Genomic DNA, 26038 nt, shown 5'->3' on the forward strand with positions numbered 1-26038 from the left:
AACGGGGATATCCCCTACGCCGCATGCGGGTATTGCCCGCCAGCGGTCCGCGCGCGAACGCCGATTGACAAACCGCAATACGACCGATGCCGAGCATTCTTAGGATGCCTGCAAACAAACACAATCAGCAGAGTACGAAAATGCGAGGCAGTAAAGCGGCGGGGCGCGGGTTCAGTCGGTACCAGTGGTTCGTGCATGCAGTCTTTCTAGTCTTGCTGCTGTGCGCACAGGCCTTCAGCGCCGCCCAGGCCCAGCGCCTGCCGGACTTCCTGGGCGGCATCCCCATCGGACAGATCTTCCCCGGCGCCGACCGCGCCGATCCTCCCGCCGGCAAGCCCATGGTTGCCAAGGTCTATGCGGGCACGCGCCAACTGGGCGTGGTCTATCTGACTTCCGACGTCGTCAACACCCGCGGCTACTCCAGCAAGCCCATCGACGTGCTGGTCGGCCTGGCGAACGATGGACGCATTGTCGGCGCCCGGCTGGTGGAACACCACGAACCCATCGTGCTCATCGGCATTCCGCAATCCAAGGTCGACCATTTCATCAGCGGCTATGTGGGGCTGAACTTCGTCGACTCCCCTCCCCGCCATGGCGCCCCGCCGCCGGTGGACATCATCAGCGGCGCGACCGTCACCCTGATGGTGATCGGCGACAGCATCACGCGCTCGGCCATCGCCGTGGCCCGCGCCCACGGCATCGACAAGACCGCCGCAGCGGCGCCGCAGGCCGCGCCCGTTGCCGCCCGCGTCGTGGACGATGCGCGCGATGCCGTCCAGTCCTGGCAGGATCTGCTGGATGCAGGCGCGGTGCGCAACCTGCGGCTGAGCCCGGAGGACGTGAACCAGGCATTCTGCGCATCGGGAAGGAACGACGCCGCGGCCAATACGGAAGGCAGCGCCGACGCAGACGGCTTCATCGACCTGTACGCCGCGCTGGTCAGCGTGCCTGCCATCGGCCGCAGCCTGCTGGGCGACACGGAATGGCAGCGCCTGAAGGAAAGGCTCAAGCCCGGCCAGCAGGCCGTGCTGGTGGCCGGCAACGGCGCCTACTCGTTCAAGGGTTCGGGCTACGTGCGCGGCGGCATCTTCGACCGCATCGAGATCATCCAGGACGAAAGCAGCTTCCGCTTCCGCGACCGCAACCACCAGCGCCTGGCCGACGTGGCCGCGCAGGGCGCGCCCGCGTTCCGCGAGGTAGCCCTGTTCGTCGTGCCCGAGGACGCCACGCTGGATCCGGTCGCGCCCTGGCGCCTGCAGCTGATGGTACAGCGCGTGCTCAGCGTCAGCGACAAGGCCTTCGTGACCTTCGATCTGAGCTATGAACTGCCGGCGGCCTATACCCGGCCGGTGCCAGGCGCGCAGGCATCCGCCGCGCCCTCGCCGGCTGCCGCTCAAGCCGCCCCGGCCCAGGCTGCTCAGGAAGAAGACGCCGCGCCCGCGCTATGGAAACAGATCTGGCGCGGCAAGGCCGGCCAGGTCGCCGTGCTGACGGTGGCGCTGCTGGTGCTGGTGGGCGTCTTCTTCTTCCAGGACCAGCTTGCCAGCCGTCCGCTGCTGCATGACCGCCTGCGGTTGGCGTTCCTGGCGTTCGCGCTGTTCTGGATCGGCTGGTACGGCCAGGCCCAGCTTTCCGTGGTCAACGTGCTGACCTTCTTTTCGGCAATGCGCAGCGACTTCCGCTGGGAGTACTTCCTGATGGACCCGCTGGTGTTCATCCTGTGGTGCGCCACGGCCATCTCCATGGTGTTCTGGAACCGGGGCGCCTTCTGCGGCTGGCTATGCCCCTTCGGCGCGCTGCAGGAACTCAGCAACCGCATCGCCCGCCGCCTGGGTGTGCGCCAGCTCAAGATCAGCCATGGCGTGAACCAGCGCCTGTCGACCCTGAAGTACGTGATCTTCCTGCTGCTATTCGGATTTTCGCTGTACGACCTGGCGCTGGCCGAGCAGCTGTCCGAGGTCGAACCCTTCAAGACCGCGATCATCCTGCGCTTCATGCGCTACTGGCCCTTCGTCGCGTTCGCCGTGGCGCTGCTGGCGGCCGGCCTGTTCGTGGAGCGCTTCTTCTGCCGCTATCTCTGTCCGCTGGGGGCCGCGCTGGCGATCCCTGCGCGGTTGCGCATCTTCAACTGGCTGCGCCGCTACCGCGACTGCGGCAATCCCTGTCAACGCTGCAACCTTGAATGTCCGGTGCAGGCGATCGACCCCACCGGCGAGATCAATCCGAACGAGTGCATCCAGTGCCTGCACTGCCAGATGCTCTACCACCACGAGCAGAAATGTCCGCACCTGATCCAGAAGAAGGCCAAGCGGGAGCGCCGCCGCGCGCCCGCGGCCGAACCCACCGAGCAGGTCATCATCATGCACCGCGCGCCGAATCCGAATAGCGAACCTGGCGCCTGATCCCGCTTTCCGCACCGCGGCGCCCGGGGCGCCGTTCCTACCAAGGAGTTATCCATGTCAGACAAGAATCCCGACAAGGCCGGCCTCACCCGCCGCAGCTTCCTCGGCACCGCAGCCATCACGGGCGCAGCCGGCCTGGTGGCGGGCGCCCAGATCACCACCGCCCACGGCAAGGATGCGAAGGGCGGCGCCAATGGCGTGCTGGGCCACGTCGCGCCCGGCGAACTGGACGAATACTATGCCTTCAACTCCAGCGGCCAGTCGGGCGAGGTGCGCGTGCTGGGGCTGCCCTCCATGCGCGAACTGGTGCGCATCCCCGTCTTCAACCATTGCAGCGCCACCGGCTGGGGCCGCACCAACGAAAGCCGCAAGATCCTGACCGAGGGCCTCACGCCCGAAACCCGCGAGTACCTGAAGGACAAGGGCGGCGTCTTCATCAACGGCGATGCGCATCACCCCCATCTGTCATTCACCGACCGCACCTACGACGGCCGCTACCTGTACATCAACGACAAGGCCAACAACCGCGTCGCCCGCATCCGTCTGGATGTGATGAAGACCGACAAGATCACCGAACTGCCCAACGTCTCCGGCGTGCACGGCCTGCGGCCGCAGCGCTACCCGCGCACGGGCTACGTCTTCGCCAATGGCGAGCACATCATCCCGCTGCCCAACGACGGCAAGGTGACGGACGATCCCAAGAAGAACTTCTTCGCCATCTACACCGCCCTGGACGGCGACACCATGAAGGTCGCCTGGCAGGTGCTGGTCGACGGCAACCTGGACAACGGCGACGCCGACTACCAGGGCAAGTACTCGTTCTCCACCTGCTACAACTCGGAGAAAGGCGTCACCGTGGAGGAAGCCTCGGCCAACGAGCAGGACTGGGTCGTGGTGTTCAACATCAAGCGCATCGAGGAAGCCGTCAAGAATGGCGACTTCAAGATGATGGGCGGCGTGCCTGTGGTCGACGGACGCCATGGTTCCAAGTACACCCGCTACATCCCGGTGCCGAACTCGCCGCACGGCTGCAACGCCGCGCCCGACGGCATCCACCTGGTGCTCAACGGCAAACTGTCGCCCACCGTCACGGTGCTGGACGTGCGCACGCTGGACGATCTGTTCGACGACAAGATCAAGCCGCGCGACTGCGTGGTGGCCGAACCCCAGCTGGGCCTGGGACCGCTGCACACGGCGTTCGACGGCCGCGGCAACGCCTACACCACGCTGTTCATCGACAGCCAGATGGTCAAGTGGAACATCGATAAGGCCAAGCGCGCCTACAAGGGCGAAAAGGTCGATCCCATCATCCAGAAGCTGGACGTGCACTACCAGCCCGGCCACAACCACTCGACCATGGGCGAGACCCGCGAAGCCGACGGCAAATGGCTGGTATCGCTGAACAAGTTCTCGAAGGATCGTTTCCTGAACGTCGGCCCGCTCAAGCCCGAGAACGACCAGTTGATCGACATCTCCGGCGACGAGATGAAGCTGGTGCATGACGGCCCCAGCTTCGCCGAACCGCACGACATGTGCCTGGTGCACCGCTCCAAGGTCCATCCCGTGAGCGTCTGGAAGCGCGACGACCCGATGTGGGAAGACGCCCGCCAGATGGCCAAGAAGGACGGCGTTTCGCTGGACGACGCGGCCAAGGTCGTGCGCGACGGCAACAAGGTGCGCGTGTACATGATGGCGGTCGCGCCCATGTTCAGCCTCAAGAAGTTCGAGGTCAACCAGGGCGACGAGGTCACGGTGGTTGTCACGAACATGGAAGTGATCGAAGACCTGACGCACGGCTTCACGCTCGAAGGCCACGGCATCGCCATGGAGATCGGGCCGCAGGCCACCTCCTCGGTCACCTTCACGGCGGACCGGCCGGGCGTGTACTGGTACTACTGCCAGTGGTTCTGCCACGCGCTGCACATGGAGATGTCCGGCCAGATGGTCGTCCATCCCAAGAAGACCGCGTAGCGCTTATGAAGCTCGCCGCAATCCTTGGGATGAGCGCAAGCAGGGCCGTCGGCGCCGCGCTGCTTGCGGCCGCCGGGCTGGCGCTGCCGGGCGCGGCGCCCGCGGCGACCCTGGAGATCGCCGCGGGCGCCGACCTGGCGGCGGCGATCGCTTCCGCCGCGACCGGCGACCTGCTGCGGCTGGCGCCCGGCTCCTACGCCGGCGGCATCGTCATCGACAAGCCGCTGACGCTGGAGGGTCCGCCCGACCGCTCTGCCATCATCGCCGGCACGCGCCAGGGGCGCACCGTCTGGGTCACGGCCGCGGACGTGTCGCTGCGCAACCTGACTGTCACGCGTTCCGGCCTGAGCCTGTCCGACATGGACGCCGGCATCTTCCTGGACCGCGAGGCGCACCGCGCACTAGTGGAGCGCAACGACGTCCTGGACAACCTCGTGGGCGTGCACGTCTGGGGGCCGGCCGACGCCACCGTCCGCGGCAACCGCATCGTGGGCAACAAGGAGCTGCGCGTGGCCGAGAGAGGCAACGGCGTGACGCTTTGGAACACCCCCGGCACGCGCGTGCTGGACAACGACATATCCGCCGGCCGCGACGGCATCTTCGTCAACACCAGCAAGCTCAACACGTTCAGCGGCAACCGTTTCCACGACCTGCGCTATGCGGTGCACTACATGTACACCAACGACAGCGAGATCAGCGGCAACGTTTCAACCGGCACCGACATCGCCTACGCCATCATGTATTCGCACCGGCTGGTGGTGCGCGACAACGTCGCGCTGGACAGCCATGAGCAGGGCCTGATGCTGAACTATGCCAACCATTCCACCATCGCCAACAACACGGTGGACCGCGCCGGGAAATGCGTGTTCATCTACAACGCCAACCGCAATACCTTCCTGGACAACCGTTTCTCCAACTGCGACATCGGCGTGCATTTCACCGCCGGGTCCGAAGGCAACCGGATCTCGGGCAACGCCTTCATCAACAACCGCAATCAGGTGAAGTACGTGGGCACCCGGACGCTGGACTGGTCGGTGGACGGACGCGGCAATTACTGGAGCGACAACACCGCCTTCGACCTGGACGGCGACGGCATCGCCGACACCGCCTACCGGCCCAACGACGTGGTCGACCAGCTGCTGTGGCGCGCGCCGGCGGCCCGCATCCTGCTCAACAGCCCGTCGATTTCCATCGTGCGCTGGGCCCAGTCGCAGTTTCCCGCCATCCTGCCCGGCGGCGTGATCGACAGCGCCCCGTTGATGCAGCCCCCGGCCACCGCAAGCACCAAGGAATCCCCATGAGCACCGACCTGGTGGCGCTTACCGGCGTCAGCAAGCACTATGGCTCGCAGCGGGCCATCGACGGCCTGGACCTGCAGCTGCGCGAAGGCGAATGCGTCGCGCTTGCCGGACACAATGGCGCCGGCAAGAGCACGATGATCAAGCTCATCCTGGGCCTGATACGCCCCACCCGCGGCCGCGTCGCGATCTTCGGCCAGGACGCCCACAGCCCCGCCGCGGCGCGCCTGCGCGGCCGGATCGGCTACCTGCCCGAGACCGTGGCGCTGCATCCGTCGATGACCGGCGAGGAAACCCTGGCGTTCTACGCCAGGCTCAAGCGCCAGCCGCTGTCGGGCAACGCCGCGCTGCTGGAGAAGGTCGGCATCGCCGGCGCCGCGCGCCGCCGCGTGGGCGGCTATTCCAAGGGCATGCGGCAGCGCCTGGCGCTGGCCCAGGCCCTGCTGGGCCAACCCCGCGTGCTGCTGTTCGACGAGCCCACCACGGGCCTGGACCCCGCCTCGCGCCTGATGTTCTACGACATCGTCCACGAACTGCGCGCGGCCGGCGCCACGATACTGCTGAGCACGCACGCCCTGTCCGAGCTGGCCGGACATGCCGACCGCATCGTCGTGATGAAGGCCGGAAAAAAGATCGCCGACGGCGCCATGTCGGCGCTGCGGAGTTCCACCGGGTTGCCCATCCGCATCCGCCTGACCTTTGCCGATGCCAGCGCGCCGCCTCCCGGCGGCGATTGGCGCCGCATTGATGCCGGACGCTTTGAACTCGCCTGCCCCGAGAGCGGCAAGGTCGAAGCGATCCGCGGCATCGGCGCGCTGTCGCCGGCCATCGCCGACCTCGACATCCAGGTCCCGGGCCTGGACGACATCTATGCACATCTGCTTGAACGGGAAGACGTATGAACGCGGTATGCACCATCATCGGCAAGGAAATCCGCGACGGCCTGCGCAATCGCTGGGTGCTGGCGACCGCCCTGCTGCTGGCCGCGCTGGCGCTGGCGCTGGGTCTTTTGGGCAGCTCGCCCACGGGCACGGTCAAGGCCGAACCGCTGACCGTCACGGTAGTCAGCCTGTCCAGCCTGTCCATCTTCCTGGTGCCGCTCATTGCCATGCTGCTGGCCTATGACGCCGTGGTCGGCGAAGTCGACCGTGGCACGATGGCGCTGCTGCTGAGCTATCCGGTGTCGCGCGGGCAGGTGCTGATCGGCAAATTCATCGGCCACCTGGCCATCCTGGCGCTGGCCACGGGCGCGGGCTACGGTTCGGCAGGCCTGGCACTGCAATGGGCCTACGGCGGCCTGGACGCCAGCGCATGGCAGCCGTTCGCCCTATTGATCGGCGCCAGCGTGCTGCTGGGCGCGAGCTTTCTCGCCATGGGCTATCTGATCAGCTCCCTGGTGCGTGAGCGCGCCACCGCGGCCGGCATTGCCGTCGGCGTCTGGCTGTTCTTCGTGGTGATCTACGACATGGCGCTGCTGGGCGTGCTGGCGGCCGACCAGGGCCGCCACATCAGCCCCGGCCTGCTCAACGCGCTGCTGCTGCTCAACCCGTCCGACGTATACCGCCTGCTCAACCTGACGGGCTTCGAGAATATTTCGCTGTATGCCGGCATGGCGGGCGTGAGCGACCAGGCCAGCCTGCCGCTCGCCGCGCTGGTCGCCGCGCTGCTGCTGTGGATCGCCGTGCCGTTCCTGCTGGCGACCGCGGCCTTCAGGAACAAACCGCTATGAAACGCCTGCGACTCCTCCTGGCTGTCTCCACCTTGCTGCTGACCGCGGCCTGCGGCAGCGGCGCCGCGCCAGAAACCGCGCCCCCGCCGCAGGCCGTGACGACGGAGTCCGTCGGCCATTACTGCGGCATGGCGCTCAACGAGCACAACGGCCCCAAGGGACAGATATTCATCAAGGGACAGGCCGCGCCGGTCTGGTTCTCTTCGATCAAGCAGGTCTTCGCCTACACCCTGCTGCCCGAAGAACCCAAGGGTATCAGCGCCATCTACGTCAACGACATGTCCACCGCGGGCGCGGGCGGCGCGCCGGACCCGTCCGCCTGGATCGACGCGCGGCAGGCTTACTACGTCATCGAAGGCCGCTATATCGGCGGCATGGGCGCCGAAGACGCCATCCCCTTCTCCCGGCGCGATCATGCCCAGGCTTTCGCCGATACCCACGGCGGCCGCGTCGTCACCTTTGCCGACGTGCCGGAAAGCTATGTCTTCGCCCAATAGTCCGCGCCTCTACAGGCCTATCGCCATGAACCCTACCCGCCGCCGTTTCATCGGCATCGCCGCCGCAGCCAGCGCGCTGGCGCTGACGCCCGTCGCCGCGCGCCGCGCCGCCGCCTCGATCGCACCCGCCACCTGGCAAGGCACGGCGCTGGGCGCCGACGCCGAGCTGCGCCTCTACCATCCCGACATCGGCACGGCCCAGCGCCTGATCGCCCAGTCCTTGCAGGAACTGCGGCGGCTGGAAGCCATCTTCAGCCTGTATCGCGACGACAGCGCCCTCTCTGTCTTGAATCGCCAGGGCTTCCTGGACAGTCCGCCGGCCGACCTGCTGCGGCTCCTGAGCGAAAGCCGGCGCTACAGCGAACTGACCTCAGGCATGTTCGATCCCACCGTGCAGCCCTTGTGGCAGCTATATGCCGAACACTTCTCGCAGCCGGACGCTGCTGCTGACGGTCCCCCGCCCCAGGCCATCGCGCAGGCGCTGTCGCGCGTGTCCCATGCCGACGTGATGCTGGATGGCAACCGCATCGAACTGCTGCGGCCCGGCATGGGCATCACGCTCAACGGCATTGCCCAGGGCTACATCACCGACCGCGTCACCGACCTGCTCAGGCGCGGCGGGCTGGAGCGCGCACTGGTGGACATGGGCGAAATACAGGGGCTGGACAGCCGCGCTATCCCGCAAGCGTGGAAGGTCGGCATCGCCGATCCGCGCGACCCGGCGCGCCTGCTGGCAAGCGCAAGCATGACGAACCAGGCCCTGGCGACTTCCGGCGGCTATGGCACCGCCATCGACCCGGCGGGCCGGTACACGCATCTGTTCGATCCCCGCACCGGCCGCGCGCGGCCGCGCTACCAGAGCGTGTCCGTCATGGCGCCTTCCGCCACCATGGCCGATGCCCTGTCGACGGCTTTCTCGCACATGCCGCTGGAAACGACGCAGGCGGTGGTGCGGGAGCTGGGGCTGCGTGCGTGGTTTGTGATGGAGGATGGGCAGTTGGTATTGCAGGGGCAGGCTGGCTGAGCCTACGCCCGCACATGAAAAAACCGGCCAATGGCCGGTTTTTTCATTCTGGCGGCAGCGTTCCGCTTCAAGCCGCCGAAGGCGGATTCAGCGAGGACAGCATCTGCGTGAAGATCTTGGGGCTGGCGGCCAGCACGTTGCCGCTGTCCATCCAGCCTTGCTCGCCGTCGAAGTCGGCGACCAGGCCGCCGGCTTCCAGCACCATCAGGCTGCCTGCAGCCAGGTCCCAGGCCTTCAGGCCCACGCCGCAGAAGCCGTCCAGGCGGCCGCAGGCCACGTAGGCCAGGTCCAGCACGGTGGAACCCAGGCGGCGCACGCCGGTGCTGCCTTCGGCCATCTGGCGGAAACGCGCGGAGCCTTGTTCCGGATCGCCGGAGTTGGGCCAGTGCGCGCCCAGCAGGGCTTCGTGGTAGCGGGTACGGCCCGAGACGCGCACGCGGCGGTCGTTCAGGAAGGTGCCGCTGCCACGGCTGGCCGTGAACAGTTCGTTGCGGCTCGGGTCATAGATGACCGCCTGCGTGACCTGGCCGCGTTGCGTCAGGGCGATGGACACGGCGTAGTTGGGCAGGCCGTGGATGAAGTTCGTGGTGCCGTCCAGGGGATCGATGATCCACTGGAATTCGGCCTGATCGGGGCCTTGCAGGCCGAATTCCTCGCCCAGCACGGCGTGGTCCGGGTAAGCCGCGCGCAGCGTCTCGACGATGGACTCCTCGGCGGCGCGATCGACTTCCGTGACATAATCCCGCGGCCCCTTGCGAGCCACGCTGAGTCGTTCCAAATCCATGCTGGCACGGTTGATAATGGTGCCGGCACGCCGGGCCGCCTTGATGGCGATGTTGAGCATCGGGTGCATAAAATTCCGTACGAATGCGATGAGTTGGCTTGATGATAGGCCGCTTGCCGCCCCCCGGTCCGCCGTTCCCCGACAGGGGGGAGATCGACCCAAAAAACCAGGAAGGCACTAAGCCAAACGTGCCATTTTAAATGACTCAAGCATTTTCACGTGTTCGCTTCGTTATGGTGAACCCCAGCCACCCCGGAAACGTGGGTTCGGCGGCCCGCGCCATCAAGACCATGGGCTTCTCCGAACTGGTCCTGGTCGAGCCTAAATTTCCAGATGTAACAAGCCAGCCGGAGGCCGTGGCGCTTGCCAGCGGCGCGCTGGACGTGCTGGAAAATGCCCGCATTTACGCATCCCTGGAAGAAGCGCTGGCGCCGGTCACCATGGCTTTCGCGCTGACCGCCAGGGTGCGCGACCTGGGCCCCCCGCCCTGCGACATCCGCCAGGCGGCCGAACTGGCCCGCGCCCACCTGGGCGAGACGGCCGAGGGCGTCGCGGCCGTGGTGCTGGGCACCGAACGCGCGGGGCTCACCAACACCCAGATCGCCCTGTGCCAGCGCATCTGCCATATCCCCGCCAACCCCGAGTACAGCTCGCTGAACGTGGCCCAGGCCCTGCAGTTGGCCGCCTGGGAGCTGCGCTACGCGCTGCTGGTGGACCAGGGCGCGGCGCTGCTGCCGGCCTCCACGGCGCAAGAGGCGCCCCGCGGCGCGGCGCCTGCTTCCAGCGAGGCGGTGCAGGCCTTCCTGGCGCACTGGGAAGAAGCGCTGGTCGGCGTGCAGTTCCTGGACCCGGCCCACCCCAAGAAGCTGATGCCGCGCATGCGGCACCTGTACTCGCGCCTTGCGCTGAGCCGCGACGAGGTGGACATGATGCGCGGCGTATGCACCGCCATGCTGGCCACGGCGCGCCGCAACGGCGGGGCAAAAAAATAGGGGCGCAGGCTTACGCCTGTCCCCCAGCAAGGTTTGCCGGGCGGCTTGCCGCCCGGAAATCGAAAATCAGTCCACCTTGGCGCCCGAGGCCTTGACCACCGGGGCCCAGCCTTCCACTTCCGACTTGATGAACTGGCCGAATTCGGCCGGCGTCGTCTTCACGCCCACGGCGCCCAGCTTCTCGAAGCTGAGCTGCACTTCGGGCTTGTCCAGCGCCTTGACCATGGCCGCGTTGAGCTTGTTCACGACTTCCGGCGGCGTGCCGGCGGGCGCGATCAGGCCGAACCACGACGACACGTCGAAGTTGGCGAAACCGGATTCCTTCATGGTCGGCACGTCAGGCGCGCTCTTGGAGCGTTCCGTGGTGGTCACGGCCAGGGCGCGCAGCTTGCCCGATTGCACGTGGGGCCAGGCCGACGGCATGTTGTCGAACATGAACTGCACCTGGCCGCCGATGAGGTCGGTCACGGCCGGCGCGCTGCCCTTGTACGGCACGTGCAGCACGTCGATGCCGGTCTGCATCTTGAAAAGCTCGCCCGCCATGTGGATGGACGTGCCGCTACCGGACGAAGCGAACGCCAGCTTGCCGGGATTCTTCTTGGCGTAGTCCACCAGCTCCTGCACCGACTTCACGGGCACTTGCGGGTTCACCACCAGGATGTTCGGCACCTTGGCGCCCAGCGCCACCGGCGTGAAATCCTTGGTCAGGTCGAAATTGACGTTCTTGTACAGCGTCTGGTTGATGGCGCTGGTCACGGCCACGAACAGCAGCGTGTAGCCGTCGGGGTCTGCGCGCTTTACCTGGTCGGTAGCGATGTTGCTGCCGGCGCCGGGCTTGTTCTCGACCACGAAGGACTGGCCGAGGCTTTCAGTCAGTTCCTTGGCCATGATGCGGGCGATCACGTCAGTAGTGCCGCCGGCGGAAAAACCGACCACGATGCGGACGGGCTTGTCAGGGTAGGCGGCATGGGCCGAGCCCATTGCGAATGCGCTTGCGGCGGTAGCCAGAAGGGTGGCGGCGATACGCCGCAGTCCAGGCTTTTGACCTGTAGTCATAGAGTCTCCGTGCAGGTACTGTCCATCAAGTGGACGATTTGAATTGTTCGATGCAGCATTCTGAGCTATACACATGCACTGCATCAAGGTAGAGTCCACAGTACGGACAGTGGTTTTCCCTTGAATATTCCGTAATAACCCGAGTTTTCAGAGATTTTCATGCAAGATAGCGACGCCGCGGCCGCGGGTCCACGCACATTGCGGCGCGGGCTGGCCGTCCTGGCCGCCCTGCGCGACCAGGGTCCCGATGGCCTGAGCGTGACCGATATCGCCCGCCTCACGGGCATACAGCGCCCCACCATCTACCGTCTGCTGGCCGCCTTGCTGGACGCCGGACTGGTGCTGGCCGTGACCGGCACCAAGAAATACCGCGCCCAGCTGGCGGTGGACCCGGACACGCGCTCGCGCGATCCGCGCGTGCGCCAGTTGCTGCCCGTGCTGCGGCGCCTGGCCGACCGCACCGGCGACGCGGTCTTCCTGGTCGTGCGCGAAGATGACGATTCCATCAGCCTGCATCGCGAGATCGGCAGCTATCCGGTGCAGATCCTGGCCACCTACGCCGGCAAGCGCCAGCCGCTGGGCGTGGGGTCGGGCGGCATGGCCCTGCTGGCCGCCCTGCCCGACGACGTTGCGCGCGGCATCGTCGAGCGCAACTCGGGCCGGCTGGACGAATATGGCGGCATGACACCGCAAGAGATGTACCGCCTGATCGAAAACACCCGCGCCCGCGGCTATTCCGTGGTGGGCAACCACGCGGTGCGCGGCGCGCTGGGCGTGGGCTGCGCGCTGCTGGATGCCCAGGGCGCGCCGATCCTGGCGGTCAGCGTCACGGCCATCATCGACCGCATGCCTGCGCAACGCCAGCGCGAAATCGCCGGCTGGATCAAGAACGAACTCGCGCGCCTGTCGATGCAGGCCTGAGGTCTGCTGCCGCCAGCAAAAAAATGGGCGCCCATCGGGCGCCCATTGTCATTCCAGTGCAGACCGGCCTGCTTCAGGCCGCGGCGCCCGGCTTGGCATTCTGGATCTCGCGCATTGGGATCGGCGGCTGGAAGCCCGCATCTTCCAGCGACTTGCGGATGTCCTGGTACAGGCCCCAGCGCAGGTCCCAGTACTTGGCAGACTCGGTCCATACCCGCACGTTCACGACGACGCCGTTTTCCTTGTAGTCGACCACCTTCACCAGCGGTTCAGGATCCTTCAGCGTTTCCGGACGCGCATCGACGATCGCGCGCAGCTTGGCCACCACGACTTCCAGGTTGTCGCCATAGCGCACCGGCACCGGGATATCCAGGCGACGCGTCTTGTTGCGGCTGTAGTTGGTGATGGTGGCGTTCCACACCGTGCTGTTGGGCAGGGTCAGATGAATGCCGTCGACCTGGATCAGGCGCGTCAGGAAGAGACCGACCTCTTCCACCGTGCCGTCCACGCCGGTGCTCAGCGCCACGTATTCGCCCGCGCGTATCGGGCGCAGGATCAGCAGCATGATGCCGGCGGCGATATTCTGCAGCGTGCCTTGCAAGGCCAGACCCACGGCCAGGCCGGCGGCGCCCAGCACCGCGATCAGGCTGGCCGTCTGCACCCCGAAACGCGCCAGCACCGCAATCACGGTGAAGATGCGCACCGTCCAGACCACTGTGCTGTAGAACATGGGCACGATGGTGGGATCGATCTTCTTGGAGCGCGTGGCGGCGCGGCGCACCCAGCTGCCCAGCAGGGACGACACCCACCAGCCGATGATGAGGATCAGCAGCGCAACCGCCAGATTGAGGCCCAGGTCGACCAGCTTGGGAGCCCAGGCGTTAAATTCTTTCAAGGCTTCTTCCATGGATACTCCTGCGGAAAAGTTGAGGCCGCGCAGCGTCCCGGCAACGGGCGCCTGGCGGCCTGAAAAAAGCAGCCGAAAACTTTATCAGATGGCGCTTGCGATAAGGGCCGCATCGCGGCCCCGTTGTGTCAAGCTTTGTAAGCAAACGGGATCAGACCCGCGCCGGGATCTTGCGGAAATGATTGTCCCAGGACACCTCGCGCGACGGCGCCAGCACGGGCTGCTCCTTGCCGGACGCGTCGATGCGCAGCATCGCTCCCAGGCCGCTGCTCAGCAGGAAGCCGTCTCCGGCGGCCGGCGCCACGCCGCAGCCGTCGGCCAGTTCGGTCGTGCCCAGGCAACGGCCGCTGGCCGCGTCCCAGTAGATCACCTGTCCGCCTACCGGGCTGGACGTGGCGACCACGGCGCCCGCGGTATCCACGGCCACCGAGCCGACGTAGTTGCGCATCTGGCGCAAGGCCTGCGCCGGCCCTTCGAACAGTTCCAGCTGCGCGCCGCGCCTGTGCCGACCCACCAGCGCCGGCCGGTCCGCGGCCGGACCCATGTACTGGCAGCCGAACCAGACGCAGCCGTCGGCAGCCAGCGCGAGGTGGCGGATGGACAGGCGATGCAAAGCGGGCTCCAGCTCCACTCTCTCCAGCAGCTCGCCGCTGGCCGCGTCGATATAGGCCAGCGAGGGCCGCATCGTGTCCAGGTTGAGTTCCAGCTTGCCGTAGTCGGGATGCGTGAGGATGCCGCCATTGGCGACGCATAGCGTCTTGCCGTCGGGCATCAGCACGACCTCGTGCGGACCGATGCCGCCGCTGTCGAATTCGCCGATGCGGCGGTACGCGCCGCCGGGCGAGGCATCGTACAGGCCCAGCACGCCCCGGCCCGCTACAAAATCGTTCTCGGTGGCGGCCAGCAGCCGGCCGCCGTCCACGTAGGCGCCATGGCCGAAGAAGTGGCGCTCTTCGTGCATGGGCAAGGCCTGGGGCTCGCCCCCGCGCAGCGAAAACGCCAGCGCGAAGAAGCCCGGCTGGCGGCCGAAGACGACCGCGCGTTCCCCCGCGGCATCGATGGCGAAGCTGTGGCCGCGCGCGGGCATCGGCACCACCAGCCGATCGTGTCCCGCTTCATCCAGCAGCGCGGTTTCGTCGCGCCCGCCGCGCTTGCGCGCGCTCAGGTACAGGACATCGCCGTCCTTGGGCGCAGCCGCCAACGCAGCCGCCGGGGCCAGGCCCAGCGCGGCCGCGAGCGACAGGAAGCGGCGCCGGTCAATCACCATCGAGTGCATTGAAGCCGATCGTGACGCCCAGGGCCGGCGCCAGATTCTCGTCAACGATGGCCTTGGCGTTCTTGAGGGTCAACGCCGCCAAAGTCAGTTGTTGGCGCCCTTCTTCCTGCGCCAGCGCCTGCTCCAGCGGCTGCTGCACGTCCAGCAGCACGCGCGCCGCGCTCGCCAGTTCACCGCGCACGGACTCGGCCATCCAGGCGTCGCCCTTGGGCAGCGCATAGGCCCCCGCCTGATAGAAAGCCTGCAGCCCGTCCAGATTGGCCGCCAGCAGGCGCGTGGACAGTTGGCTGCGCCAGAATGCAGCGCGCTTGGGCCGCGCCGCTTCCGGCGTATCGCCCAGCACGGGCAGGATCTTCACGTCGCGCGCAAACTGCAGCCCGGTGGATAGGGACTTCATGGCCTCGGCCGCGATTTCCTGTTGATCGCGGTACAGGTCGTTGCCCGCCTTGGGTTGCGCAAACTGCCGGCCGAAATCGCCCTCGGCGCTCCAGGCCTGGGCTACATCGCGCGTGATCTGCCTGACGTTGGCGGCCACCGCCCGGGCGTAATCGCAGGCGTAGGCGTCGACCTGCCCGCCATCCTGCCGCAGCAAGGCCGGCTCGCCGTACAGCACGTATTCCAACGCGGGCAGGCCCTGCACGGCCACGCTGCGTCCCGCCAGGGCGCCGGGCACGAGCAAGGCGCCGTCCTGCGCGGCGATCAGCGCCTGCACCTGCTTCGGCATCACGCCGCGCGTATCGGGCCAGAAGGCCAGGCGCTCGTAGCGGTTGGCCTGCACCAGAGGGCCAAAGCGCAGGAACTCGACGCCCGACCAGGCCAGCGCCAGGTTCTCGAACGCCTGCTTGACGCGCGCCGCGCTGGCCGCGCCGGGCTGCGCGCACCAGCCGCCCAAGGCGCCGTCCAGCGCCGAGGCCGCGTCCGCCATTTTCGCTACCGCCGGCCGCGCGTAATCGCGCGCCAGACGCTCGCCAAGATCCGCGGGCGGCGCGGCCTGCGCGGCCCAGGACGTAATGCCGCCCAGCGCCGCAGCCGCGGCCAGTTTCAATACACGCGGGGCTATTGCAGCCATCACAGCGACTCCAGGAAACGGATGAGATCGGCGCGTTCTTCCGGCGTCATTGCCACCACGCGGTCGCGCGCGGGCTTGGCCTCGCCACCATGCCACAGCACGGCCTCCAGCAAGGTGCGCGCGCGTCCGTCATGCAGCCAGGTGGCATTGGGGTTCACGGTCTTGGTCAGGCCTATGCCCCACAGCGGCGGCGTGCGCCATTCGCGGCCGTTGGCCAGGCCGTCCGACACGCCGTCGGCCAGATCGTCGCCCATGTCGTGCACCAGCATGTCGGTGTAGGGCCAGATCAGCTGGAAGCGGTGCTCGGGCTGCTTGGCGTTGCGGCTGGTGACGTACTTGGGCACGTGGCAGGCGACGCAATTGGCTTCGTAAAACAGCTTCTTGCCGGCCAACACCCGCGCATCGTCGGCGTCACGGCGCTGCGGCACGGCAAGGTTGGTGGAATAGATAGTGACGAAGTCCATCAGCTTTGCCGGCACTTCCTCGGGGCCGAAGCGCGGCTGCGCGCCGTGCGGCATGTCCAGGCACTGCTTCTGCGAGGGCGTGCAGTCGCCGGAATGCCGGGGAAACAAGGGCGTGGACAGCCCCATGTCGTTGGAGAACGCCGCGGCGCTCTGCTGCTCGACCGTGGGTTGGCCGGCCTTCAGGTTGAAGCGCCCCAGCACACGCGCGCCGGTGCGCACGTCGGTGACCCAGTTGGCCTTGCCGACGATGCCGTCGCGCTTGTCCGCGCCCACGTTGGCCAGGATGTCGGTCTCGTGGATGGATTCCAGCAGGCCCAGGCCTATCATGGGTGGCGCCAGGCGCGGCGAGATCTGCGTGTCCGCGCGCATCGGGCCATAGCCGAGATTCTCGATGCGGTAGGCGGGCTTCATCAGCGTGACGGTTTCACCGCCGTTGAGCGCGACCGGGACCGGCTGGTACTCGATCTCCATGCGGCCTTCGGCGGGCAGGCCCGCGACCGCGAAGTTCTGCAGCTGCACGCCGTAAACGGGTTCGGGCAAGGCCGCGATCTCGCCCGGCGCGAGCTTGGGGTGACCGCGATCGGCGCCCTGCGGCACCGCCAGGCGCAGCAACAGCGCCACCGCGTCGGTACGTTCCAAAGGATCGAAGCCCGGCACCGTGCCGCGTCCGTCCTTGGTATGACAGGCCTGGCAGGAACGCGCATTGAACAGCGGCCCCAGGCCGTCCGAGGCTTGCGTGGAAGCCGGCGCCGAGACCCAGTCCTTGCGGAACAGGCCGTTGCCGACCTGGAATTCCTGGCGCCCCTCAAAGCTCATGTTGGCCGACGGTTGCGAAAAAATGTCGGCGTTGATGAGCTTGTTGGTGGTGGCGGCGCCCGCCTGCATGGTCTCGAAGGTCTCGACCTTCGAGAAATCGCGCGTGGGCGCGGTGATGGCGGTCACGCGCTTCAGGTCTTCGGGCGTGAGGTCGTCACGCCCGGTCGGAGCGGCGGCGGCGCCGGCATGGGCCGACGCCGCCAGTACGGCGGCTAAAACGAGTTTCACTTGAATACGGCGTCAGGTTTGTCCAGGCTGTCGGAACCTTCGATGGCGACCTTGCCCAGGTCCAGCAAGGCGATCACGCGCTCCAGGCTGCGGGTCTGGTCGACCAGGCGGTCGATGGCGGCCTGCACCACGGCATTGCCTTCCTTGTTGCCGTCCGAAATCATCTGGTCGTAGGTTTCGACCGTTTCGGCGCGCGTCTTCATCGCCTGCATGGCGGCCACGGTGGCGTCCAGCTTGGCGCGCACTTCGGCGTCCAGCTTGGGATCGCGGGCCTTCACCAGTTCCGACAGGCTGGCGCCCGAGACGGTCTTGCCATCGATACGGGTGTAGCTGCCCAGGTAGACGTTGCGGATGCCGATCTGGTCGTAATAGTGCGAGTTGTGCGTGTTGTCCGAGAAGCAGTCATGCTCTTCTTCGGGATCATGCAGCATCAGGCCCAGCTTCATGCGTTCGCCGGCCAGCTCGCCGTAGGACAGGCTGCCCAGTCCGGTCAGCATGGCGATCAGGCCCGCCTTGGGATCTTCTTCGACGGCCTTGCGCGCGGCGCCGTCCTTCTTCCAGTTGCCGACCATCTCTTCCAGGTCCGTCACCAGCAGGTCGGTCACGGCCTTCAGGAACTGCACGCGGCGCTCGCAATGGCCGCCCGTGCACTGCTTGGGATCGAAATCGGTGTGCGGACGGTTGCCGGCGTGGCGTTCCTGCGGCGTGCCCTTGCGGTCGGCGGGCGCGGGGCCGGTGCCGTTCAGGTCCTGGCCCCACAGCAGGAATTCGATGGCGTGGTAGCCCGTGGCCACGTTGGCTTCGTTGCCGTCGGCTTCGTGCAGCACTTCAGACAGCAGCTGGGGCGTGATCTTGCTGACGTCGACGGTCTTGCCGCCCACCGAGATCTTGGAATTGGCGATGACGTTGACCGCGTAGTAGGCGTTCTCGTCGTTTTCCGTGCCATAGGACGCGTCGACGTAGTCGATCAGGCCTTCGTCCAGCGGCCAGGCGTTCACGCGGCCTTCCCAGTCGTCGACGATGGGGTTGCCGAAGCGGTAGGCCTCGGTCTGCTGGTAAGGCACGCGCGCCGCCAGCCAGGCCTCGCGCGCGGCCTTCAGCGTGTCGGCGCTGGGCTTGGCGATCAGGGCGTCGATGGCGGTGCGCAGGGCCCGGGCGGAAGTCAGCGAGTCTTCGTAGCCAGCCAGCGCCAGATCCGAATACGTGGCGACCACGGCCTTGGGCTCGGCCGCAGCCTGGGCCGTCCCCCCGAACACCGCAGCGGCCAAAACCGCTCCCAACAGCAACTTGCGCATCGACTTTCTCCCGTAACTCGAACGGCACCCGCCCCCACGGCGGTCCGCTCAACCTCGAATTTTGAGGATGAGAGTGTAAACAATTTTCGTTTGTCATTCAGAATAAAGTCAGATACCTGACATTTCTTTGAACCGCCAGCCCCGTTTTCCCGAAGGCGGCAAGGCCGCATGCGCGCGCCGCTGCGACTACTATCCCCTACTCCCCTCCCGTCATGCGCCATGGAACTCCGCCAACTCCGCTACTTCGTCCGCGTCGCTGAACTGGGCAGCATCGGCCGCGCCGCGCGCGAGCTGGAGGTGGTCGCCTCGGCGCTCAGCCAGCAGATCAGCCGTCTGGAAAGCGAGCTGGCCACGCGGCTGCTGGTGCGCACGCCCACTGGCGTAGTGCCGACGCCGGCGGGCACGGCATTCCTGCGGCAGGCGCAACTGACCTTGCGGCACGCGGAAAACGCAGTGACGGCCGCGCGCGAGGCGCGGCTGGCCGGCATGGTCAGCGTCGGCTTCGCACCGACCACCGCATCGGTGCTGGCCAGGCCCTTCTACGCGGCCATGGCCGAACGCTATCCGAACGTGCGGCTGCATCTGGTCGAGGGCTTGTCGGGCAACCTGGGCGAACTGCTGACGGGGCGGCGCCTCGACCTGGCCGTGCTGTTCCAGAACGACAGCAGCCAGGGCCGCAGCGCCATCCCGGTGCTGGACGAACGGCTGTTCCTGCTGGCGCGCCGCGGCATGGTCGCCCTGCCCGACGGCGAGCCCATCACCATGGCGCAACTGGGCAGCCTGCCGCAAGCCGTAACCAGCAAGGCCCACGGCCTGCGGGCCTGGGTCGAGGCCGCCTTCGAACGGGCCGGCGTCGAACCCTGGATCGGCGTCGAGGTCGACGGCCTGACCACGCTGATGGATCTGGTGCAGGCCAACGCGCTGGCCACCATCCAGCCCGGCGCGGCGGTGGCCCGGGTGGAGTCCGGACTGCTGAGCATGCACCCCATCGACGATCCCTTCCTGTTCCGCCGCAACCTGGTGTATTGCATCAACGACGAGGAACTTTCGCCGGCGGCACTGGCCGCGCGGGTGGTGCTGCTGGACGTGATGCGCGCCCTGGTGCGCAACGGCGGCTGGCCGGGGGCAACCCTTCTCGATTCGTGATGCCCCCATGCCTGGGCCGGGGCTAGGCCCGCCCCCATCCCGCCGATAAATTGCCAGGCATGGATGCCGCGGCATGGTGCGGCGGCAATGGAGCTTCACGAATTCCGATGACCACTGACACTCACGCCGGGGGACGCCTGCGTATTGCCTCGATGCGTCCGCATTGCACCGAGGCGGAATGGAAGGCGCGCGTCGACCTGGCGGCCTGCTACCGCCTGGTCGAGATCTACGGCATGGCCGACATGATGGCCAACCACATCTCGGCGCGCGTGCCCGGCGAAGACAACGCCTTCCTGATCAACCCCTACGGCATGATGTACGAGGAGATCACGGCGTCCAGCCTGATCAAGGTGGACCTGGACGGCACCATCCTGGCCCGGCCCGACTTCAGCGAGCTGGACTACGGCATCAACAAGGCCGGCTATGTCATCCACAGCGCGGTCCACGCCCATCGCCACGAAGTGGACTGCGTGATCCACACCCACAGCTGGGCCTCGATGGCCGTGTCCTCGCTGGAATGCGGGCTGCTGCCGCTGACCCAGACCGCCATGCGCTTCCTGAAGATCGGCTATCACGACTACCAGGGCGTTGTGCTGGGCGTCGAGGAACAGGCCTCGCTGCTGGCCGACCTGGGCCAGGGCGAAGCGCTCATCCTGCGCAACCACGGCGCCCTTACCGTGGGACGCACCGTGGGCGAAGCCTTCAACTGGATGCACCGCCTGGAACTGGCCTGCCGTTCGCAGCTGGCGGCCATGGCGACGGGATCGCCGCTGCAGGCCGTGGCCGCGCCGGTTTTGCAGGAAACCTGGAACAACTACCAGCCCGGCACGCGCCGGCCCTATGGAGTGATGGAGTGGCCCGCCTTGCTGCGCAAGCTGGACCGGCAGGACCCGAGCTACCGCGACTGAGTTTTTCGGTTCAACAGGCGCCGGCCGGCGTGGCGGCACGGCGCCATCGAAAACACCACTACGCCCACGCGAGGAGACATCATGAACACTGCACGAGCCCTGCTCGCTTCCGCAGCGCTGGCTGGCGCCTGTACGCTGGCGCCGCCCGCGGCCGCGGACTATCCCGACCGGCCGGTGAAGGTCATCGTGGCGTTCTCGCCCGGCGGCACCACCGACACCCTCACCCGCAGCGTCACCAATACCCTGACCCAAAAGCTGGGCCAGCCTTTCGTGGTCGAGAACAAACCGGGCGCGGGCGGCAACATCGGCACGGAATACGTCGTGCGCGCGGCGGCCGACGGCCACACGCTCATCGTCAACTCCGTGGGGCCCATCGCCGTCAACCCCTCGCTGAACAAGCTGCCCTATAGCCCGCTGACCGATCTGGTGCCCATGGTGCAGATCGCCACGGTGCCCAACGTGCTGGTGGTGCCGCCGGCCTCGCCCGCCAAGGACATCCAGGGATTCCTGAAGTACGTCAAGACCGCGCGCCAGCTCAACTACAGCTCCACTGGAGTCGGCACGTCCTCCCACCTGTCCAGCTACATGCTGATGGACGAGCTGGGCGTCAACGCCACGCACGTGCCGTACAAGGGAGCGGACGCGGTCAACGACCTGCTGGCCGGGCGCATCGACTTCATGTTCGCCACCATCCCTTCCGTGATCGGGCACATCCGTTCCGGCAAGCTGCGCGCGCTGGCGGTCAGCACGTCGCAGCGTTCCGCCACCCTGCCCGAGCTGCCCACCATCGCCGAATCCGGCTACCCCGGGTTTGACGCGGGTTCCTGGTTCGGCTTCTTCGCGCCCAAGGGCACGCCGCAGCAGGTGGTGGACGTCGTCAACCGCGAGGTCAACGCGGCACTGCCGGGGCTCAATGAACAGATGCTGCGCGAAGGCGCCGAACCGGTAGGCGGCACGCCCGCGCAATTCGGCGCCTTCATCAAGCGCGAACATGACAAGTGGGCGCTGCTGGTGCGCAAGTTCGCCCCCGAAGCCCATTGAACCCGCCGCCATGACGCAAGGCTCCGACATCCGCATCCTGTGCTCGCCCGCCGAAGCCGCGCCGCTGCGCCTGGCGCTGGACCGCAGCCCGGCAGCGGGCCGCTATGCGCTGGTCCACCCCGTTGCGGGCCAGCCCATGATGGCCGAGACTGCGTTCGTCTCGCGCGACATCACGGGGCATTCGACCAAGTTCGAGATCCAGCCATCGACCGCGCTGTACTACGAGGCCATGCGAAACGCGCCGGCGCTGCGCTGGGTGCATGTGCACTCGGCCGGCGCCGACCGCGAGATCTACCAGCGCCTGCACGAGCGTGGCGTCGCGGTCACGACCTCGCAAGGCGCCAGCGACCCGGTGGTAGCCCAGAGCGCCGTCGCCGGCGTGCTGGCGCTGGCGCGCCGCCTGCCGCTGCTGGCCGCCGATCAGCGCGACCGCGCCTGGCGGCCGCTGCTGGACGAGCGCACGCCCAGGGACCTGGCCGGCCAGCATGCCGTGGTGGTGGGATGGGGCGGGATAGGACAGCGTATTGGCGCGCTGCTGGCCGCGCTCGGCCTGAAGATATCGGTCGCGCGCCATAGCGGCGCGCCCGTGCCGCAGGCCCGCCACACCGTGGGTTACGGCGAACTGCCGTCCCTGCTGCCCGCGGCCGACTGGCTGGTATTGGCCTGCCCGCTCACGTCCGCCACGCGCAACCTGATCGGCCGCGATGCGCTCGCCGCGCTGCCCGCGCATGCGATGGTGGTCAACGTGGCCCGCGGCCACGTGATCGATGAGCCCGAACTGATCGCGGCGCTGCGTGCCGGCCGCCTGGGCGGCGCCTTCCTGGACGTGTTCCAGCACGAGCCGCTACCGCCGGATTCCGCGCTGTGGGACCTGCCCAACGTCATCGTCACGCCGCACAGCGCCGGGTTCTCGGACGGCAATGCCGCGCGCGTGCGGGCCCTGTTCGTCGACAACCTCAACCGCTGGCTGGCCGGCGAGCCGCTGGCCAATCGCAGCATCGCCTGAATGGCCTGTCGCCGCCCGGCCGCGAGGCCGGACGGCGACAGGCATGCTCCGCGCCTCAGCGCTGCAACGGAGACTTGGCCGTTTCCCTGGCGGCCAGCACCGCCACCGCCGTCACGACCAGCGCCGCCGCCACGTACAGCGATATGGCGAAGGTCGAATTCCAGGACTTGAACAGGCTGGCGATGATCAGCGGCGCGAAGCCGCCGCCGACGATGCCGGCCAGCGTGTAGGCCAGCGAGGAACCCGCATAGCGCACGCGGCCCGGGAACTGCTCGGTGATGAAGGCGGCCTGCGGGCCGTACATCAGCGCGTGGATCAGCAGGCCCACCACGACGGCCGCGCAGATGGCGATGGGATGCGCGGTGTCCATCAGCACGAAGAAAACGAAGGCCCAGATCATGCCCAGCACCGCGCCCGCCAGGTACACCGGACGGCGGCCGATCTTGTCCGACAGATGCCCGCACAGCGGCACCGCGATCGCATTCAGCGCGGCGCCCAGCATGGTTGCGGTGAGCGCCATGGGCCGCGACAGGTGCAGCACCGTGGTGACGTAGGTCAGCGTGAACACGACCACCAGCGCATAGAGCACGTCGGAGCCGATGCGCGAGCCGCCCGCGACCAGCAACTGCCGCCAGTACTGGCCCAGCACTTCCTTGATGGGCGTGGCGGCGGTTTCACGCTTCTGTTCCATTTCCAGGAACACGGGCGTCTCCTCCACGCCGCGGCGCAGCCACAGGCCGAACAGCACCAGCGCCACGCTGGAGACGAAGGGCACGCGCCAGCCCCAGGCCTGGAAGTCCTCGGGGCTCAGAAAGGCCGAGACCACGGCGATGAAGCCCGTGCCTATCAGCGTGCCGCAGGACGGACCGATCTGCGTGAAGGAGGCGTTGCGCCCGCGCTGGTCGGGCTTGCCGTGCTCCATCGACAGCAGCACCGCGCCGGCCCATTCGCCGCCCAGGGCCACGCCCTGCACGAAGCGCAAGGCCACCAGCGCCACGGGCGCCCATACACCCCAGGACGCGTAGGTCGGCAACAGCCCCATCAGGCCGGTGGACACGCCCATGATGACCAGGGTGGCGACCAGGACAAACTTGCGCCCCAGCCGGTCGCCCAGATGGCCGAAGACGAAGCCGCCCAGCGGCCGAGACACATAGCCCACGGCATAGGTGGAGAAGGCCAGGATGGTGCCCGTCAGCGGGTCGAAGGACGGAAAGAAGATGGAATTGAAGACCAACGCCGCCATCAGGTTGTAGATGGTGAAGTCGTACCACTCCAGCGTGGTGCCGACCGAGCTGGCCAGGGCCAGCCTGCGCATCTTGTTGGGCGCGGCCGCGGTCTTCACCGGCGCGGCGCCATATAGCGTTTCTTCAGCCATGGGATTCCCCTTGAATTGGATGTTTGGTGACTGGCCGCGATGGGCTCAGCGCAGGTCGGCTGCCGTCAGTTTCCAGCCCAGTTCCAGCAGCCAGGCCTGTGACGGATCGGTATCGAATGCGCTGCAAGCCCGATCGCGCAGGACGCGCGCGGCGGCCGCGGAACTCGCTTCCACCACGAACAGCGGCGCCAGCACGCGGTTGTCGGCGGACTCGCGCGGCAGCGGCGTGCTGAGCCCCGCGTCCGGCACCAGCAGATAGGACTGCACGAAGCCGTCCGCCTGCGCCAGTTCAGCGCCCAGCGCCTGCGCCCGGGCCACCAGCGCTTCGCTGTCATTCGTCGCCGGCAGAGGCAGGACCGCGATCTCGCTGCCGGAGCCAAAGCCCGTCACGGCCCGCACGGCGCACACGCGGCGCATCGGGTCGCGCATGCGGTCCAGGTTGGTCACCGACCATACGGTCTGGCGCTCGAACGCCTTGCGATAGTCCGCCGTGGTGAAGGCGGCCAGCGATTCGGTGCGGTACAGGCCCAGATACTTGCGGCCGCCTTCCCGCGACAGGTAGCGCGCGCCCGACAGGAAGCCGGGAATGCGCACGCGCTCTTCCACGTGCTCGCGGTCGTACCAGCGGTTGAAATCGGCTTCGTGGGCGGGGTCGGCGTCAGTGGCGACGAACAGCAGGCCGTGCGGCGGGAGGGAGGATTCGGTGTGCGTGCTCATGGGCGGAAGACAGGAAATTCCTTCGATTACGGAAGGCTCCATCTTCAGCCGGCCGGTTGCCCCGGGACAAACGAGTAATTCTTCTGCGCGGCAATAAAATTACTGAAAGACGCCCTAGGGATAACACTATTGCGCCGAACCCAATCGCGGCGCAGCGACCGAGGACGTGAACTGGTCCGACGCGCGGCTGGCAAGTTCGGCCACCAGCCGGATCGCGTCCGAGCCGGCGCTTTCCAGATAGCTCACCACCAGCAGCTGGGGCGGCACCGGAATGTCGCAGCGGATGATCTGTACCTCGCCGCGCGCCACGTATTCGTAGATGGGCGGCAGCGGCACCAGCGCCCGGCCGAAGCCGCTGCGCACCAGCCGCGCCAGCGCGGAGATCGAGCTGACGCAGTGCACCTTGCCTTGCGGCATGCCGACTTCGCGGTACAGGGCCTTGAGCGCTTCGTGAGGCTGCGATCCCGGGCTCATGGTCAGCACCGGTTCGCTCAGCAGTTGCTGCGCGCTCAGCGCCTCCTCGTCGCCGGCCGGCCCGACCCAGCCCATCTCCATGGGCAGGCAGGCGTTGCTGATGATGCCGCTATCGTTCAGCAGGTCCGTCTGCAGCGCGATGTCCAGCGCGCCTTCGCGCAGGCCGCGGTGCAGCGCGCGCGTGGTCTCGGAGGTGAGCTGGACCTCGATGCCCGGATAGGTGGAGCGCAGATTGGTCAGGAAGCCGATCAGCCAGGTGTGCACCACGGTTTCGATGGCGCCGATACGCACCAGGCCAAAGACCTCGTCGCCGCCCTTGCCCAGCGACAGGATCTGCTGGCGGATCTCCAGCAGCCGTTCGCCATAGTCCAGCAGCCGGGTGCCGGTGGCCGTCAGCCTGAGCTCCTTGGCGTCGCGCTCGAACAGGCGCGCGCCTATGTCCTCTTCCAGCGAGGCGATGCGATTGGCCACGGCGGCCTGGGTGATGTGCAGGCGGTCGCTCGCCGCCCGGAAACTGCCCAGGCGCGCCGACCACAGAAAGGCTTCGACAAAACGCGTATTCATCTCGGTATGACGCGGCCAGGCGTCGCGCAAGGGTTCACAAGTCCGGAGCGGCACGCTCCGATCCGCCCACATGCTACC

The 26038-nt window shown here is 67.4% G+C and carries 23 protein-coding genes; 13 read left to right on the top strand and 10 right to left on the bottom strand.

Annotated features, from left to right (window positions below):
• Positions 1–191 precede the first annotated feature (191 nt).
• From ACM1PE_RS18820 to ACM1PE_RS18850, 7 genes are read left to right on the top strand one after another with little or no spacing between them, the layout of a single operon-like run.
• Positions 192–2402, top strand: a complete 2211-nt coding sequence (locus ACM1PE_RS18820; RefSeq protein WP_419340659.1) for a 4Fe-4S binding protein — start codon at positions 192–194, stop codon at positions 2400–2402.
• 54 nt (positions 2403–2456) lie between these two features.
• Positions 2457–4373, top strand: a complete 1917-nt coding sequence (gene nosZ / locus ACM1PE_RS18825; protein ID WP_059372033.1) for a TAT-dependent nitrous-oxide reductase — start codon at positions 2457–2459, stop codon at positions 4371–4373.
• 29 nt (positions 4374–4402) lie between these two features.
• The gene (locus tag ACM1PE_RS18830) at positions 4403–5674 is read left to right on the top strand and encodes a nitrous oxide reductase family maturation protein NosD (RefSeq protein ID WP_306636515.1); all 1272 of its coding nucleotides are present in this window, start codon (positions 4403–4405) and stop codon (positions 5672–5674) included.
• Positions 5671–6573, top strand: a complete 903-nt coding sequence (locus ACM1PE_RS18835; protein ID WP_419340660.1) for an ABC transporter ATP-binding protein — start codon at positions 5671–5673, stop codon at positions 6571–6573. The genes ACM1PE_RS18830 and ACM1PE_RS18835 overlap by 4 nt, the downstream gene beginning before the upstream one ends.
• Positions 6570–7400, top strand: coding sequence for an ABC transporter permease (locus ACM1PE_RS18840; RefSeq protein ID WP_419340661.1), 831 nt, complete (start codon positions 6570–6572; stop codon positions 7398–7400). Before ACM1PE_RS18835 ends, ACM1PE_RS18840 begins: the two co-directional genes overlap by 4 nt.
• Positions 7397–7897, top strand: a complete 501-nt coding sequence (locus ACM1PE_RS18845) for a nitrous oxide reductase accessory protein NosL (protein WP_059372025.1) — start codon at positions 7397–7399, stop codon at positions 7895–7897. The genes ACM1PE_RS18840 and ACM1PE_RS18845 overlap by 4 nt, the downstream gene beginning before the upstream one ends.
• Before the next feature lie 25 nt (positions 7898–7922).
• Positions 7923–8921 carry an FAD:protein FMN transferase gene (locus tag ACM1PE_RS18850; protein ID WP_419340662.1) on the top strand — a complete coding sequence of 333 codons (999 nt, stop codon included), beginning with the start codon at positions 7923–7925 and terminating at the stop codon, positions 8919–8921.
• A gap of 67 nt (positions 8922–8988) precedes the next feature.
• Here ACM1PE_RS18850 and ACM1PE_RS18855 read toward each other — a convergent pair whose 3' ends face one another.
• On the bottom strand, positions 8989–9774 hold the full coding sequence (locus ACM1PE_RS18855) for an inositol monophosphatase family protein (protein ID WP_059372021.1): 786 nt from the start codon (positions 9772–9774) through the stop codon (positions 8989–8991).
• A gap of 131 nt (positions 9775–9905) precedes the next feature.
• Here ACM1PE_RS18855 and ACM1PE_RS18860 point away from each other — a divergent pair, with 131 nt between their 5' ends.
• Entirely contained in the window at positions 9906–10697 is a 792-nt protein-coding gene (locus tag ACM1PE_RS18860; protein ID WP_419340663.1) for an RNA methyltransferase, read from the top strand.
• A gap of 66 nt (positions 10698–10763) precedes the next feature.
• Here the strand turns inward: ACM1PE_RS18860 and ACM1PE_RS18865 are convergent, their stop codons facing one another.
• Positions 10764–11753 (bottom strand): Bug family tripartite tricarboxylate transporter substrate binding protein, encoded by a 990-nt coding sequence (locus ACM1PE_RS18865; protein ID WP_013395179.1) that lies wholly within the window; start codon positions 11751–11753, stop codon positions 10764–10766.
• Between the two features lie 159 nt (positions 11754–11912).
• Between ACM1PE_RS18865 and ACM1PE_RS18870 the strand changes: the two genes are divergently transcribed.
• Entirely contained in the window at positions 11913–12674 is a 762-nt protein-coding gene (locus ACM1PE_RS18870; protein ID WP_059372016.1) for an IclR family transcriptional regulator, read from the top strand.
• 73 nt (positions 12675–12747) lie between these two features.
• On the opposite strand, the gene ACM1PE_RS18875 is transcribed toward ACM1PE_RS18870, so the two are convergent.
• The 5 genes from ACM1PE_RS18875 to ACM1PE_RS18895 form a co-directional block, all read right to left on the bottom strand.
• The gene (locus ACM1PE_RS18875) at positions 12748–13581 is read right to left on the bottom strand and encodes a mechanosensitive ion channel family protein (RefSeq protein WP_054453202.1); all 834 of its coding nucleotides are present in this window, start codon (positions 13579–13581) and stop codon (positions 12748–12750) included.
• A 151-nt stretch (positions 13582–13732) separates the two neighbouring features.
• Positions 13733–14848 (bottom strand): DUF1513 domain-containing protein, encoded by a 1116-nt coding sequence (locus tag ACM1PE_RS18880; RefSeq protein WP_419343849.1) that lies wholly within the window; start codon positions 14846–14848, stop codon positions 13733–13735.
• Complete coding sequence (locus tag ACM1PE_RS18885; RefSeq protein ID WP_419340664.1) at positions 14838–15926, bottom strand: imelysin family protein; 1089 nt, start codon at positions 15924–15926, stop codon at positions 14838–14840. Before ACM1PE_RS18885 ends, ACM1PE_RS18880 begins: the two co-directional genes overlap by 11 nt.
• Entirely contained in the window at positions 15926–17434 is a 1509-nt protein-coding gene (locus tag ACM1PE_RS18890) for a di-heme oxidoredictase family protein (RefSeq protein WP_419340665.1), read from the bottom strand. The genes ACM1PE_RS18885 and ACM1PE_RS18890 overlap by 1 nt, the downstream gene beginning before the upstream one ends.
• Entirely contained in the window at positions 17431–18729 is a 1299-nt protein-coding gene (locus ACM1PE_RS18895) for an imelysin family protein (protein WP_059372005.1), read from the bottom strand. The genes ACM1PE_RS18890 and ACM1PE_RS18895 overlap by 4 nt, the downstream gene beginning before the upstream one ends.
• Before the next feature lie 219 nt (positions 18730–18948).
• Here ACM1PE_RS18895 and ACM1PE_RS18900 point away from each other — a divergent pair, with 219 nt between their 5' ends.
• The 4 genes from ACM1PE_RS18900 (at position 18949) to ACM1PE_RS18915 (ending at position 22830) form a co-directional block, all read left to right on the top strand.
• On the top strand, positions 18949–19875 hold the full coding sequence (locus ACM1PE_RS18900; protein WP_118934140.1) for a LysR family transcriptional regulator: 927 nt from the start codon (positions 18949–18951) through the stop codon (positions 19873–19875).
• Positions 19876–19982: 107 nt separating this feature from the next.
• Complete coding sequence (locus tag ACM1PE_RS18905; RefSeq protein WP_419340666.1) at positions 19983–20783, top strand: class II aldolase/adducin family protein; 801 nt, start codon at positions 19983–19985, stop codon at positions 20781–20783.
• An 81-nt stretch (positions 20784–20864) separates the two neighbouring features.
• Entirely contained in the window at positions 20865–21824 is a 960-nt protein-coding gene (locus ACM1PE_RS18910) for a Bug family tripartite tricarboxylate transporter substrate binding protein (RefSeq protein ID WP_059371999.1), read from the top strand.
• Positions 21825–21834: 10 nt separating this feature from the next.
• Complete coding sequence (locus ACM1PE_RS18915) at positions 21835–22830, top strand: D-2-hydroxyacid dehydrogenase (protein ID WP_419340667.1); 996 nt, start codon at positions 21835–21837, stop codon at positions 22828–22830.
• 55 nt (positions 22831–22885) lie between these two features.
• On the opposite strand, the gene ACM1PE_RS18920 is transcribed toward ACM1PE_RS18915, so the two are convergent.
• From ACM1PE_RS18920 to ACM1PE_RS18930, 3 genes are all read right to left on the bottom strand, one after another.
• Positions 22886–24205, bottom strand: a complete 1320-nt coding sequence (locus ACM1PE_RS18920) for an MFS transporter (RefSeq protein ID WP_118934136.1) — start codon at positions 24203–24205, stop codon at positions 22886–22888.
• A gap of 45 nt (positions 24206–24250) precedes the next feature.
• Complete coding sequence (locus tag ACM1PE_RS18925) at positions 24251–24922, bottom strand: DUF4286 family protein (RefSeq protein ID WP_118934134.1); 672 nt, start codon at positions 24920–24922, stop codon at positions 24251–24253.
• A 126-nt stretch (positions 24923–25048) separates the two neighbouring features.
• Entirely contained in the window at positions 25049–25960 is a 912-nt protein-coding gene (locus tag ACM1PE_RS18930; RefSeq protein ID WP_059372806.1) for a LysR family transcriptional regulator, read from the bottom strand.
• Positions 25961–26038 lie beyond the last annotated feature (78 nt).

The organism is Achromobacter sp. PD1 (assembly GCF_048541815.1).
Lineage (GTDB): Bacteria > Pseudomonadota > Gammaproteobacteria > Burkholderiales > Burkholderiaceae_B > Achromobacter > Achromobacter bronchisepticus_A.

Bases quoted from the DNA above. Each gene is read 5' to 3' on its own strand.
- ACM1PE_RS18905 (WP_419340666.1), top strand. From the start codon at position 19,983: ATGACCACTGACACTCACGCCGGGGGACGCCTGCGTATTGCCTCGATG.
- ACM1PE_RS18845 (WP_059372025.1), top strand. From the start codon at position 7,397: ATGAAACGCCTGCGACTCCTCCTGGCTGTCTCCACCTTGCTGCTGACC.
- ACM1PE_RS18835 (WP_419340660.1), top strand. From the start codon at position 5,671: ATGAGCACCGACCTGGTGGCGCTTACCGGCGTCAGCAAGCACTATGGC.
- ACM1PE_RS18860 (WP_419340663.1), top strand. From the start codon at position 9,906: ATGACTCAAGCATTTTCACGTGTTCGCTTCGTTATGGTGAACCCCAGC.
- ACM1PE_RS18910 (WP_059371999.1), top strand. From the start codon at position 20,865: ATGAACACTGCACGAGCCCTGCTCGCTTCCGCAGCGCTGGCTGGCGCC.
- ACM1PE_RS18865 (WP_013395179.1), bottom strand. From the start codon at position 11,753: ATGACTACAGGTCAAAAGCCTGGACTGCGGCGTATCGCCGCCACCCTT.
- ACM1PE_RS18855 (WP_059372021.1), bottom strand. From the start codon at position 9,774: ATGCACCCGATGCTCAACATCGCCATCAAGGCGGCCCGGCGTGCCGGC.
- ACM1PE_RS18875 (WP_054453202.1), bottom strand. From the start codon at position 13,581: ATGGAAGAAGCCTTGAAAGAATTTAACGCCTGGGCTCCCAAGCTGGTC.
- ACM1PE_RS18850 (WP_419340662.1), top strand. From the start codon at position 7,923: ATGAACCCTACCCGCCGCCGTTTCATCGGCATCGCCGCCGCAGCCAGC.
- ACM1PE_RS18885 (WP_419340664.1), bottom strand. From the start codon at position 15,926: ATGGCTGCAATAGCCCCGCGTGTATTGAAACTGGCCGCGGCTGCGGCG.
- ACM1PE_RS18915 (WP_419340667.1), top strand. From the start codon at position 21,835: ATGACGCAAGGCTCCGACATCCGCATCCTGTGCTCGCCCGCCGAAGCC.
- ACM1PE_RS18925 (WP_118934134.1), bottom strand. From the start codon at position 24,922: ATGAGCACGCACACCGAATCCTCCCTCCCGCCGCACGGCCTGCTGTTC.
- ACM1PE_RS18930 (WP_059372806.1), bottom strand. From the start codon at position 25,960: ATGAATACGCGTTTTGTCGAAGCCTTTCTGTGGTCGGCGCGCCTGGGC.
- nosZ (WP_059372033.1), top strand. From the start codon at position 2,457: ATGTCAGACAAGAATCCCGACAAGGCCGGCCTCACCCGCCGCAGCTTC.
- ACM1PE_RS18895 (WP_059372005.1), bottom strand. From the start codon at position 18,729: ATGCGCAAGTTGCTGTTGGGAGCGGTTTTGGCCGCTGCGGTGTTCGGG.
- ACM1PE_RS18900 (WP_118934140.1), top strand. From the start codon at position 18,949: ATGGAACTCCGCCAACTCCGCTACTTCGTCCGCGTCGCTGAACTGGGC.
- ACM1PE_RS18880 (WP_419343849.1), bottom strand. From the start codon at position 14,848: ATGGTGATTGACCGGCGCCGCTTCCTGTCGCTCGCGGCCGCGCTGGGC.
- ACM1PE_RS18840 (WP_419340661.1), top strand. From the start codon at position 6,570: ATGAACGCGGTATGCACCATCATCGGCAAGGAAATCCGCGACGGCCTG.
- ACM1PE_RS18830 (WP_306636515.1), top strand. From the start codon at position 4,403: ATGAGCGCAAGCAGGGCCGTCGGCGCCGCGCTGCTTGCGGCCGCCGGG.
- ACM1PE_RS18920 (WP_118934136.1), bottom strand. From the start codon at position 24,205: ATGGCTGAAGAAACGCTATATGGCGCCGCGCCGGTGAAGACCGCGGCC.
- ACM1PE_RS18870 (WP_059372016.1), top strand. From the start codon at position 11,913: ATGCAAGATAGCGACGCCGCGGCCGCGGGTCCACGCACATTGCGGCGC.